At 59.6% G+C, this 12,415-nt stretch carries 12 protein-coding genes; 10 read left to right on the forward strand and 2 right to left on the reverse strand.

Annotated features, from left to right (window positions below):
- The first annotated feature begins 417 nt into the window (after positions 1–417).
- The 10 genes from BMY73_RS25310 to BMY73_RS25355 all read left to right on the forward strand — a co-directional run bounded on the left by BMY73_RS25310 (position 418) and on the right by BMY73_RS25355 (position 10,211).
- Positions 418–1,365 (forward strand): glutamate/aspartate ABC transporter substrate-binding protein, encoded by a 948-nt coding sequence (locus BMY73_RS25310; RefSeq protein WP_092410551.1) that lies wholly within the window; start codon positions 418–420, stop codon positions 1,363–1,365.
- Positions 1,366–1,485: 120 nt separating this feature from the next.
- The gene (locus tag BMY73_RS25315) at positions 1,486–2,232 is read left to right on the forward strand and encodes an amino acid ABC transporter permease (RefSeq protein WP_062388025.1); all 747 of its coding nucleotides are present in this window, start codon (positions 1,486–1,488) and stop codon (positions 2,230–2,232) included.
- Positions 2,229–2,897: an amino acid ABC transporter permease gene (locus tag BMY73_RS25320; protein ID WP_175500246.1), complete on the forward strand. Its 669-nt coding sequence runs from the start codon at positions 2,229–2,231 to the stop codon at positions 2,895–2,897. The genes BMY73_RS25315 and BMY73_RS25320 overlap by 4 nt, the downstream gene beginning before the upstream one ends.
- Positions 2,894–3,628, forward strand: coding sequence for an amino acid ABC transporter ATP-binding protein (locus BMY73_RS25325; RefSeq protein WP_092410555.1), 735 nt, complete (start codon positions 2,894–2,896; stop codon positions 3,626–3,628). The genes BMY73_RS25320 and BMY73_RS25325 overlap by 4 nt, the downstream gene beginning before the upstream one ends.
- Before the next feature lie 173 nt (positions 3,629–3,801).
- On the forward strand, positions 3,802–5,694 hold the full coding sequence (locus tag BMY73_RS25330) for a two-component sensor histidine kinase AauS (RefSeq protein ID WP_092410557.1): 1,893 nt from the start codon (positions 3,802–3,804) through the stop codon (positions 5,692–5,694).
- A 130-nt stretch (positions 5,695–5,824) separates the two neighbouring features.
- Positions 5,825–7,150, forward strand: a complete 1,326-nt coding sequence (locus BMY73_RS25335; protein ID WP_092410559.1) for a two-component response regulator AauR — start codon at positions 5,825–5,827, stop codon at positions 7,148–7,150.
- Positions 7,151–7,333: 183 nt separating this feature from the next.
- A complete protein-coding gene (locus BMY73_RS25340) occupies positions 7,334–8,254 on the forward strand; it encodes an arginase family protein (RefSeq protein WP_092410593.1) in 921 nt (306 codons plus the stop codon).
- A complete protein-coding gene (locus BMY73_RS25345; RefSeq protein ID WP_062388038.1) occupies positions 8,251–8,625 on the forward strand; it encodes a DMT family transporter in 375 nt (124 codons plus the stop codon). The genes BMY73_RS25340 and BMY73_RS25345 overlap by 4 nt, the downstream gene beginning before the upstream one ends.
- 7 nt (positions 8,626–8,632) lie before the next feature.
- Positions 8,633–9,805, forward strand: a complete 1,173-nt coding sequence (locus BMY73_RS25350) for a peptidogalycan biosysnthesis protein (protein WP_092410561.1) — start codon at positions 8,633–8,635, stop codon at positions 9,803–9,805.
- On the forward strand, positions 9,798–10,211 hold the full coding sequence (locus tag BMY73_RS25355; protein ID WP_092410563.1) for a DMT family transporter: 414 nt from the start codon (positions 9,798–9,800) through the stop codon (positions 10,209–10,211). Before BMY73_RS25350 ends, BMY73_RS25355 begins: the two co-directional genes overlap by 8 nt.
- A 256-nt stretch (positions 10,212–10,467) precedes the next feature.
- On the opposite strand, the gene BMY73_RS25360 is transcribed toward BMY73_RS25355, so the two are convergent.
- Both BMY73_RS25360 and BMY73_RS25365 read right to left on the reverse strand, forming a co-directional pair.
- Positions 10,468–11,334, reverse strand: a complete 867-nt coding sequence (locus BMY73_RS25360; RefSeq protein ID WP_092410565.1) for a fatty acid desaturase family protein — start codon at positions 11,332–11,334, stop codon at positions 10,468–10,470.
- A gap of 63 nt (positions 11,335–11,397) precedes the next feature.
- Positions 11,398–12,183, reverse strand: a complete 786-nt coding sequence (locus BMY73_RS25365; protein ID WP_092410567.1) for a MipA/OmpV family protein — start codon at positions 12,181–12,183, stop codon at positions 11,398–11,400.
- Positions 12,184–12,415 lie beyond the last annotated feature (232 nt).

Genomic DNA, 12,415 nt, shown 5'->3' on the forward strand with positions numbered 1-12,415 from the left:
GGGCACTTTTGGTTACTTTTGGTGCCTTTTCAAAAGTGACCCGCCGGAGGGGCGGAAAGGTGAATCGGCGCCACCCGAGATAATGGATCTGCCCATCGAGTAAGGCCCAGCGCAAGCTCGCTCCCACAGGTTTTGCACAACCCCACACACCTTCCATTCGGTTTTCCGAACACCGCCCTCGGTCTCATTCGGCATCCCGGACACGAAAATCCCCTCCTGCCTCTTCAACCGAATAAATTCCGTTTACTTTCAACAGCTTGTTCACTTCAGCGCGCTTGGCACGACTCATGCTCTACACTCAATCACGATTGCTTCGATGTAGCGTGTCGCCTTTCTGGGCCGCCGTTGTAGCGTTCTGAAACCGATAGGGTCGTCCAACACCGGCCCCATAAAAAAAACAAAGTCGAGGATTCACAGATGCGTATCGTTCCCCACATCCTGGGCGCAGCCATCGCTGCCGCTTTGATCAGCACCCCGGTTTTCGCTGCCGAACTGACCGGCACGCTGAAGAAAATCAACGATTCCGGCACCATCACACTCGGTCACCGCGACTCCTCCATTCCGTTCTCTTACATCGCTGATGCGTCCGGCAAGCCAGTCGGCTACTCGCACGACATTCAACTGGCAATCGTTGAAGCGATCAAGAAAGACCTGAACAAGCCTGACCTGAACGTCAAGTACAACCTGGTCACCTCGCAAACCCGTATTCCGCTGGTCCAGAACGGCACCGTTGACATTGAATGTGGTTCGACCACCAACAATGCCGAGCGCGCGCAGCAAGTCGATTTCACCGTCAACATCTTTGAGATCGGCACACGCCTGTTGGTCAAGAAAAACAAAGAGGGCAACCCTAGCTACGCCGATTTTGCCGACCTGAAAGGCAAGAACGTCGTAACGACCGCAGGCACCACCTCCGAGCGCCTGATCAAGGCCATGAACGCCGAAAAACAAATGGGGATGAATGTCATCTCCGCCAAAGACCACGGCGAATCTTTCCAGATGCTGGAAAGCGGCCGCGCAGTCGCCTTCATGATGGACGACGCGCTGCTGGCCGGTGAAGAAGCCAAGGCCAAGAAGCCCGACGATTGGGTCATCACAGGCACCCCACAATCCTTTGAGGCGTATGCCTGCATGGTTCGCAAAGGAGACCCAGAGTTCAAGAAAGCCGTCGATGACGCGATCGTCAGCCTCTACAAATCCGGCGAAATCAACAAGATCTACAGCAAGTGGTTCGAAAGCCCGATCCCACCTAAAGGTCTGAACCTGAATTTCCCGATGAGCGACAAAGTCAAAGAGCTGATCGCTAACCCTACCGACAAGCCTGCGCCAGAAGTCAAACCTGCGGCGGACGAAAAGAAGGCCTGAGTCCTTCACCGCACATCATAAAAACGTGAAAAGCCTGATTCCCGGGAAAGCCCAAGTGTTTTCCCGGGAGCCGCTACCAAGCGTATGCGTGCATAACGATCGATCAGAGGGGAGACCCTGATGAATTACAACTGGGACTGGGGCGTGTTCTTCAAGTCCACTGGCATTGGCAACGAGATCTATCTGGACTGGTACATTTCCGGTCTGGGCTGGACCATCGCAATTGCCGTTGCCGCCTGGATCATCGCGTTACTCCTGGGCTCGGTGCTCGGGGTCATGCGCACGGTGCCTAACCGCATCGTTTCTTCCATTGCCACGGTCTACGTGGAAATCTTCCGTAATGTGCCCCTGCTGGTTCAGCTGTTTATCTGGTACTTCCTGGTGCCTGATCTGCTGCCTGAAGGCATGCAAGAGTGGTACAAGCAAGACCTCAACCCGACCACCTCAGCATTTCTGAGCGTTGTTGTGTGCCTGGGGCTGTTCACCGCCGCACGGGTGTGCGAACAGGTGCGCACCGGTATCGAGGCATTGCCACGCGGCCAGGAATCCGCTGCGCGAGCCATGGGTTTCAAGCTGCCGCAGATTTACTGGAATGTACTGTTGCCGCAGGCCTACCGGATCATCATTCCGCCGCTCACCTCCGAATTCCTGAACGTGTTCAAAAACTCGTCCGTGGCCTCGCTGATCGGTCTGATGGAGCTGCTTGCGCAGACCAAACAGACCGCCGAGTTTTCCGCGAACCTGTTCGAAGCCTTTACCCTCGCCACCCTGATCTACTTCACCCTGAACATGAGCCTGATGCTGCTCATGCGCCTGATCGAGAAGAAAGTCGCGGTGCCGGGCCTGATCTCCGTGGGAGGTAAATAATGGACTTCTCAGGAATCATTCCCGCCATTCCCGGCATGTGGAACGGCATGGTCATGACCTTGCAACTGATGGTCATGGGCGTGGTCGGTGGCATCATCATCGGTACGATTCTGGCATTGATGCGCTTGTCGTCCAGCAAACTGCTGTCGAACATCGCCGGCGCTTACGTCAACTATTTCCGCTCGATTCCACTGCTGCTGGTCATCACCTGGTTCTACCTGGCGGTGCCGTTCGTTTTGCGCTGGATTACCGGACAGGACACCCCGGTCGGTGCATTCACCTCCTGCGTCGTGGCCTTCATGATGTTCGAGGCGGCTTACTTCTGCGAAATCGTGCGCGCCGGTGTGCAGTCGATCTCCCGTGGTCAGATGGGCGCGGCGCAAGCGCTGGGCATGACGTACAGCCAGATGATGCGCCTGATCATCCTGCCGCAAGCGTTCCGCAAGATGACTCCCCTGCTGCTGCAGCAGAGCATCATCCTGTTTCAGGACACCTCACTGGTCTACACGGTCGGTCTGGTGGACTTCCTCAACTCGGCCCGCTCCAGCGGCGACATCATTGGCCGGTCCAATGAGTTCCTGGTGATCGCAGGTCTTGTGTACTTCACGATCAGCTTCGTCGCCTCGCGCCTGGTCAAGCTCATGCAGAAAAGGTTAGCCGTATGATTTCCATCAAAAATATCAACAAGTGGTATGGGGACTTCCAGGTGCTGACCGATTGCAGCACCGAGGTCAAGAGAGGCGAAGTGATCGTGGTGTGCGGGCCTTCGGGTTCGGGCAAGTCGACCCTGATCAAGTGCGTGAACGCGCTGGAGCCTTTCCAGAAAGGCGACATCGTGGTCGACGGCACCTCCATCGCCGACCCTAAAACCAATCTGCCGAAGCTGCGCTCGCGCGTCGGCATGGTGTTCCAGCACTTCGAACTGTTTCCTCACCTGACCATCACCGAGAACCTGACGATTGCGCAGATCAAGGTACTCGGACGCAGCAAGGAAGAAGCCACCAAGAAAGGTCTGCAATTGCTGGAGCGCGTCGGACTGTCAGCCCATGCACACAAGCATCCCGGCCAGTTGTCCGGTGGTCAGCAGCAGCGAGTGGCGATTGCCCGTGCGCTGGCGATGGACCCTGTGGTCATGCTGTTCGATGAACCGACGTCTGCGCTTGACCCGGAAATGGTCAACGAAGTGCTCGACGTGATGGTGCAACTGGCTCACGAAGGCATGACCATGATGTGTGTCACCCACGAAATGGGCTTCGCCCGCAAAGTGGCCGACCGTGTGATTTTCATGGACAAAGGCCAGATCGTCGAAGACTGCGCCAAGGAAGAGTTCTTCGGTGACGTCAACGCACGCTCCGAACGTGCCCAGCACTTCCTCAACAAAATCCTGCAACATTAAAGGATCTTTTCGAAAAGTCGGCGCGCGTAGGTCATGCGAGCCTGTTTGTAACGCCGCATGGCCGAGCGCAGCCACTTTTAGTGAGAGACAACGCCCCACAAGGGCAAAAAACCCTCCCGCCGTTCGTGTCGTCATCAGTGACACCAACGGCTGGTCGGTCCAGGACGACTGTGATGAAATGCGATCCCCCTCTTAGCGCGCCGCCATCACTTGCCGTGAAACCCCGTCTGATCCGCCATCTTTTCCTGCCGCCACTGATCATCCTGCTGATGATCGCGCTGGGCTATGTCACCTATCTGTACAGCGAAAAGAACGGCATCAAGGCACTGGGCGAGAACGGTGAGCGTCAGCTCGAGCTGCACGCCCGGACCGTCGAAAGCGAAATCAACAAGTACAACTACTTGCCCAGCGTGCTGGAGCTCGAATCCAACGTCTCGGACCTGCTCAATGATCCGTCGCCGGAATTGAGAACCCAGGTCAACGACTACCTCGAAGGTCTGAACCGTCGCAGCCGCAGCCGTGCCATCTATGTGCTCGACACCACGGGCCGCGTGCTGGCCACCAGCAACTGGCGCGACGCCGACAGTTATCTGGGCGAAGACCTGTCCTTCCGCGCGTATTATCAGGATGCGATTCGCGGCCTGCCCGGTCGCTTTTACGGCATCGGCAGCACCACCGGCGAGCCCGGTTATTACCTGGCCCACGGGCTGGAAGAGAAAGGCAAGATCATCGGCGTGGCGGTGATCAAAGTGCGGCTGGAAGCCCTTGAGGAACGCTGGCAGCGTGCGCGGCTGGAGGCGTTCGTCAGTGACGAGAACGGCATCATCATTTTGTCCAGCGACCCGGCCAGACGCCTCAAATCGGTTCGCCCGCTCACGGCGGAAATCAAGGAGCGCCTTGCGCGCAGCCTGCAGTATTACTGGTGGCCGCTGAACGAGCTGGTACCCATTGAGCGCGAATCCATCGCCGAAGGGGTCGAGAAGCTGACCTTCCCCGCCAACAGCAGCGTCGACCATGAACACACCGTGGTCAGTTACCTGGCACAGACCCGCGACCTTGCGGATACGCCGTGGCACTTGACCTTGCTGACTCCCCTGGAGGACCTGCGTCGCGAAGCAGCGAATCAAGGCATGCTGGTGGCCGTTGCCTGTGCGCTGGTGGCGTTCCTGCTAATCGCCTGGAACGAGCGCCGCAAGGTGATTTCCATGCGCCTCGCCGCGCGGGAGGCGCTGGAGCAAGCCAACAACGAACTGGAGCGTCGGATTACAGAACGCACCGCCGACCTGCGCGCCAGCAACGAACGCCTCAAAGGCCAGATTCGTGAACGACGCCAGGCCGAGGAGACCTTGCGTCAGGCGCAGGACGAACTGGTTCAGGCCGGCAAGCTGGCCGCCATCGGGCAGATGTCGACCAGCATCGCCCATGAACTCAACCAGCCGCTGGCGGCATTGCGCACACTGTCCGGCAATACCGTGCGCTTCATCGAGCGTGGTGCGCTGGACACCGCCAGCACCAACCTGCGAACCATTAACGATCTGGTCGACCGCATGGGTCGAATCACCGCCAGCCTGCGGGCCTTTGCCCGACGCGGTGAAGACAAAGGTCAGGCGTCGTTGATCAAGGCCGTGGAAGCAGCGCTGCAATTGTTGGCGGGACGTCTGGAAAACAGTGCGCTGGACCTGCATCAGCAGATCGACGATGTAGAGCTGTCCATCGACCAGACTCGTCTGGAACAGATTCTGGTGAACCTGATCGGCAACGCGCTGGATGCCATGCAGGCGCAGCCGCTGCCCGTGCTGTGGCTGGAAGGCGACCTGTTCGAAGGCCGGTATCGCCTGCGCGTTCGCGACAACGGCCACGGCATCGACGCCGAAGCGCGCAAGCATCTGTTCGAACCTTTTTTCACCACCAAGCCCGGCGAGCAGGGTCTGGGCTTGGGCCTGACATTGTCCGCCAGCCTCGCCGCAGCCGCGGGTGGCAGCCTCAATGCTGAAGACCCTGCCGAAGGCGGCACAATGTTTGTGTTGGTGTTGCCGTTGGTGGCGACGGGAATTTCGTCTCCATGATGCATCTGACCGCCCACTCTCCTGTAGGAGCGCGCTTGCCCGCGATTGCGGTCTGTCAGTCACCACTTTCCAACCTGACAGACAGCATCGCGGGCAAGCGCGCTCCTACGAATACGGATTAGGCACACACATGAACACTGAACTGACCGTCCTCATCGTCGAAGACGATCCTCATGTCCTGCTCGGCTGTCAGCAGGCGCTGGCGCTGGAGGACATTCACAGTCAGGGCGTCGGCAGTGCCGAAGAAGCGTTGGCGCTGGTCGGGGACAACTTTGCCGGCATCGTCATCAGCGATATCCGCCTGCCGGGCATCGACGGCCTTGAACTGCTCAAACGCCTGAAGGAACGCGACCGCTCATTGCCCGTGGTGCTGATCACCGGCCATGGCGACGTGTCGATGGCCGTCGGCGCGATGCGAGATGGCGCATATGACTTCATGGAAAAACCCTTTTCCCCCGAGCGGCTGGTGGAGGTTGCCCGCCGCGCGCTGGAACAACGCGGGCTGGCGCGGGAAGTCTGGTCGCTGCGTCGGCAACTGGCTGAGCGCGACTCGCTGGAAGGCAAGATCATCGGCCGTTCCGCGGCGATGCAGAATCTGCGCGCATTGATCGCCAACGTCGCCGACACGTCGGCCAACGTGCTGATCGAAGGCGAAACAGGCACCGGCAAAGAACTGGTCGCCCGCTGTCTGCATGACTTCAGCCGGCGTCACGCCAGTCAGTTCGTCGCCCTCAACTGCGGCGGCCTGCCGGAAAACCTGTTCGAGAGTGAAATTTTCGGCCATGAAGCCAACGCCTTCACCGGGGCCGGCAAGCGTCGCATTGGCAAGATCGAGCACGCCCACAACGGCACGCTGTTCCTCGATGAAGTCGAAAGCATGCCGATCAATCTTCAGATCAAGCTGTTGCGGGTCTTGCAGGAGCGCACGCTGGAGCGACTGGGTTCCAATCAAAGCGTGGCCGTCGATTGCCGGGTGATCGCGGCCACCAAGTCCGACCTCGATGAACTGAGCAAGGCCGGTCAATTCCGCAGCGACCTGTATTACCGGCTCAATGTGGTGACCCTGGAGCTGCCACCCTTGCGCGATCGTCGCGAAGACATCCTGCAGTTGTTCGAACACTTCCTGCAGTTGTCCTCGCTGCGTTTCGACCGTGAACCGCCGCAACTCGACCCGCAGACGATGTCCGCCCTGATGAGCCACGACTGGCCAGGCAACGTCCGCGAACTGCGTAACGTCGCCGAGCGTTATGCCTTGGGTCTTCCAGCGTTCAAGAAATCAGGGCTGACGGTTTCCAGCCAGAGCCTGGGATTTTCCGAGGCCGTCGAAGCTTTCGAGAAGAACCTGCTCAATGAAGCCCTGCAGCGCAGCGGCGGAAATCTCAGTCAGGCCAGCCAGGAACTGGGCATGGCCAAGACCACGTTGTTCGACAAGGTGAAAAAGTACGGGTTGGGCTGAACGCAGAAATCGGTAGGCGCGTTGTGCATGGCTCACGACTGCGTATCACCTGCACCTTCTTTCGTTCAGCCCCCGTTCAAGCCACTGGCCCACCCTTTGCAATTCCCCTGAAAGGCCCGCCCGGCCGGTGTTCATGCCCATGAGCCCGGTGTCTGGAGCGGCATTTCACGGGTGAACACAACCTTGAATATTCTCGATCTCGATCACAGCCTCCCCCAGCAGGCCCCGATCAAAGAGCGTCTGCATGACGGCCGTGCGACGCGGCTGAACTTGCTGGAACTGGGACCTTTGCTACGTCTATGGTCCACTGAACGCAACTACACACGGTTTGCCAGGCATTTGGACCACCGCGCCAGACCGCTGGCGGATCGTCCCGAAATCTATTTCGTCGGTTCTGGCGACTACCATCACCTCACCCCCGCCTTGCTTGCCGAACTGCAAGAGCCCGTGACCTTGATCCATTTCGACAACCATCCCGACTGGGTGCATTTCGCGCCAAGACGGCATTGCGGCTCATGGGTAAACCGCGCGCTGAAGCTGCCGAACGTTGAGCGCATCGTTACGCTGGGCCCTTGCAGTGACGATCTGCAAAAACCCCAATTGAAGGGCGGCAACCTCGACGCCTTGAGGCGCGGCAACCTGCAGCTGTTTCCCTGGCGCCATCCACCGTCCAGGGTCTGGGGCCGTGTGGGCGACGGGCCAGGGCATCACCAGGTTGAGGGTCATCTGCACTGGCATAACCTGGCCGACGTCGACTGGCCGATCTTCCTTGAACAACTGCTGGCGAGCCTGCCCACCCGGGCGGTATGGATCACCATCGACAAAGACGTGCTCGCGGACGAAGACGCTGCCACCAATTGGGATCAAGGCGGTATGCGCCTGCATCACTTGCTATCTGCCGTGCGCGCGCTGGCGACCGGCAAGCGCGTATTGGGCATTGATGTCTGCGGCGAGTTCGCGCCCCCCGCCTTCAGCAATCCGCTGAAACGTTGGGAAGCCAGGTCCGACCAGCCACCGGCCGAGCGATGGAGCGAACACGATCTGCACCGTAATGCGCGGACGAACGCCGCGCTGATCGAGTTGTTCGAGGAGCTGTTTCCATGACGCTGACCGTCGTACTGCTGACGGCGCTTTCGATTCTGCTCGACGTGACCGGGCAACTGGCGTTCAAGCTGGGCCTGGACCGTCTCCCTGAACACGAGGGTGGCTTGCGGTTAAGCCGTTTCTGGCGGCAGATCGCCGGAGCGCCCTTGCTGTGGTGTGGGGTGAGCGCCTATGTGATCGAGTTCATCACCTGGTTGTTCGTACTGTCGCTCGCACCGCTGAGCCTGGTCTTTCCCGCTGCCAGTCTGAGCTATGTCGGTGTGGTGCTGGGCGGAAGGCTGGTGCTGGGTGAAACCGTCAGCCGCCGGCGCTGGCTCGGCACGCTGGTCATCACTGCCGGCGTCATGCTGGTTTGCGCCACCGGCGCGTGAGGATGTCATGACACAACTGCAATCTGTTCCTGCGCACATGTCCCCGGCCAACCTGACCGACGCCGCCATGCTGAACGTGGAGGTCAGTCACAGCATCCATCGCATCAGCCGCACTGACTGGGCTCAACTGCAGAGCGATGAGCTGGAAGGCTATGACTATTACGCCGCTATCGAAGACGCCGAACTGCCGGGCATAGAGCCTCGCTATTTCATCATTCGCCACGGCCAGCGTCTGGTTGCCGTCGCACCGGCCTACCGCCAACGGATCAAGCTCAATCAGGTCCTCGAAGGACTGCCGCGTCGTCTGTTCGGCAGGTGTTCAGTGCCGATGCTGGCGATAGGCTCCCCCGTGACCGAAGTGTGCTCGATCGCCTGCGCCCCAGACTGGCTGGCGCGCTCACCCGAGTTGATAAACGCGCTGGTCGCCCGCTTGCATCGTCAATCCCGCCTCGAAGGCGCCTGGTTTTACCTGTTCAAAGATGTGGCCGAAGAACAGCCGAGCGTGCGCCATGCCTTGGAACATCTGAGGTTCCATCGCATCACCGGCATGCCCAGGACGCTGCTGCCACTGCCGTATACGGATCTGGACGGGTATTTGGCAAGCCTGGGCCGTGCCACGCGCAAGGGGCTCAGACGCAAGCGCAATACCCCATCGGACTTGCGTATTGAAGCGCGTCAACATCAGGTCGAGGACGTCATTGAGCGCATGCTCGAACTGTACGCTGACACCGTAGCGCGCAGTGGGGAGGAGATCGAGCCGCTGACCGCTGAGTACTTCCGGGCAGTGCTGAGCAAGCTCGGTGAACGTGCGACCTGTTACCTGTTCTGGTCGGGGCAAACCCTGATCGGCTTCAACCTGCTGCTTGGCAACGGAACACGGCAGATCGACAAGGTATTCGCCTCAGACGGGCGGGCTGCGCGTGAACACAATCTGTACCACCGCACGTGGCTGGCCCATGTAGAGCGATGCATCGCGGCAGGCATCCCGGCGTTTGAGGCCAGCCAGGCGGCCTATGCAGAGAAACTGCGTCTGGGCTGTCGGTTGCTGGGCAATGACCATTACGTCCATCACCGCAATGCACTGTTGAGTCGGCTGCTGGGCTGGGCGGTGCGCAAAGTCGGGCTGAACCAACCGGCCCTCAAAACACAGGATCAAAAGAAGGAAGCCGAACATGAATGATCAGGCATTGATTGAAAAGCCCGCCTGGCGCTGGCTGGAAAGCCGCGGCGCGACCATTGGCCTGTGGGCGTTGTTGATCGCCTCGGAAAGCGCTGCACAGCTGGCGCTGAAAATCGGAGGCGACGGGTTGGCGGCCATACCGTTCGGCCTCGAGTGGCTGGTGGCGGCGCTGAGCAATATCGCGGTGCTGACGGCGGTGGGCTGTTACATCGCGTCGTTCCTCAGCTGGATGCTCATCCTGCGGCGCAGCAGCCTGTCGCTGGCCTTTCCGCTGAGTTCACTGGTGTTCGTGGTGGTGCTGCTGGGGTCTTGGCTCGGCCTGGGCGAGCACATCAGCGCCCTGCACTGGCTGGGCGTGTGGGTGATTATTGGCGGGATAGCGTTGCTGGCGGAGGGGGAAGCATGAAACGGCAGCTTAGGGTTTCAACGCGAAATCCGGGAGCCGCTCCTACCACTCTGGTGTCCGCCGCACATCCCGGTTGACGCTGAACCCTGTAGGAGCGTGGCTTGTCCCGCGATCTGGCGGGAACCGCCAGTAGAACCACTCAACCGCGTTGAATCTGACATACAGCATTTGCCGGATGTGCGACGGGTTCCCCGCCGATCGCGGGACAAGCCACGCTCCTACAGGTTTGGGCAAAAACGGAAAAATCAGGACACGTTCAAGGCTTCGAATGATCCACCAGAAACCCCAGTCCATGAGACACAGGGATGTTCTTCACCCCCATCATCTTCTGCTGTTCCTTGATCTCCTTGTGGAAGGCCTTGACCTGGGTCCAGTGCATCTTGGGCCGATAGTGATGCTCGGCGTGGTAACCGTTGTTCATCCAGATGAGGTTGTACAGCTTGCCGTAGGAACTCACGCCCCAGGCAATCGGTAAATCGGGGTTACCGCCGAGGTGTTCGTAGTAACCGTTCAACGATGAAAGGGACTGGCCCAGGTACCAGAACGGCACCAGCAGCAGTACCGCGTGCCAGTCGTAGAACGCCAGGGCGATGTAGGCCGCAATCGTCACGTAGATTTCCACCTTCGCCCAACGCGCATCGTCCGGGTGTTTACGCTTCATGTCCTCGTAGTAACCCTTGGGCTCGTCGCGAAAGGCGCTGAGGAAGACATAACGCCACAACGCCTCGGGCTCGCCGTTGTGGCCGTAGCGATAGATCGACAATGGGTCTACGGTTTCGCCCTTGGCGTCGGGTCGGTCCGAGTTACCGCGGTGGTGGCGGTTGTGGATGTCGCGGTACAGGGTCTGCGAGAAGCCGATGGTCACCGACAACAGCAGGTCGAACGCCCGGTTCATGCCTTTGTGTGTGAAATAGGGGTTGTGAATCTGGTTGTGGGAGATGCTGTTGATGCTCCACGACAGGCTCACGGCGTACAGCAATGCCAAGGGCACGAACGCCCACCATGACAGGCTGTGAAACGCCGTGACCAGCCAGAGCACGAAGGCAAAATGCGCCAGCGCCATGGCAATCGGGACGATGTCCCAGAGTGAGTACGCGAGCCAGCGGTAAACGGGACGAGCCATGAAGAACTTCCTCGGGTAGCGATGTGTTCTTCAGGTCATTGCAAGGGCCAGACCAACCCCGATTCACTTGAAGTGATAGGCCACCGCGACGTCCGCCTCGCCTTGATTCACGCGGCCTTGCTGGCGAACGATGCTGCTGTCGGCGGCAGATCCCACCAGGTGTATCCAACTGGCACTGGTGATCAGCGACCAGCTCGGCGCGATGGGAAAGGCGATGCTTTGTGTCAGGCTGAGATTTTGAAAGCCGCCGCCGGCGTTGTAAGCGCGGATTCCAGACGCCTGCGACTCCGAAGGGCTCACGCCATAGAACGTCTGCGCATACTCGGCGTCGGCGTAATGCGCAGCCAGCGTGGTGCCGCCGAAAATGCCATGCCCCAGGGGATAATCCAACTCGCCACCGATTCGACCCAGTACCCCGCCCTGCCCTCTGCTGCCGCCAAATGTACGGCCCACTTCGGTAAACACACGCCATGCGTCTGAAGGGCTGTATTCGATGAAACCACCCGCCTCACCCATGTCCGAAACGTCTTGCAGCCCATGAAGCGAACCGTTGGCCGTGCGGCCTTCGACATAGTTGACGAACGGCCCGGCGCTCCAGCCATTGGCCTTGATCGCATCCCAGGATAACCCTTCATCCGAGCTCAGGTTGACCCGCCCCCAGGACAGATCGAGGTACGGAATGGGCCGTGTTTCATAGCGGCTGCCAGTCGGGTCATGCGGCTGGTAGGCAACCCCTGCGCCGACGTCGCCAGTCAGCGAATCGGCATGACAAAAAGGGCTGAAATAGGCGGCGCAGAGCAGCCCGACGATGCACAGGTTGCGCTTGAAAGAAGACGGCAGGACAGTCATGGCAGTGATCTCGGATCAGCGAACATGCGCGCATCAATCCCCAGACCTGAACACCTGCGCAAGCACTGATGTTGTTTGTAGCGAGCTACAAAAATTGTAGCTCCGGGGTTCTAGTTTCCTCGTTCACCCCTGCCAAAGCCAATGCCCACCGGGCTCTGCGTCCCTTGGCACAGTCCCTGCTCTGCCCCTTGCCACGAGCAACCCGGCGACCCGTTCGCCCTTCTTTCTCTGG

This window comes from Pseudomonas sp. NFACC02, assembly GCF_900110765.1.
Classification (GTDB): domain Bacteria; phylum Pseudomonadota; class Gammaproteobacteria; order Pseudomonadales; family Pseudomonadaceae; genus Aquipseudomonas.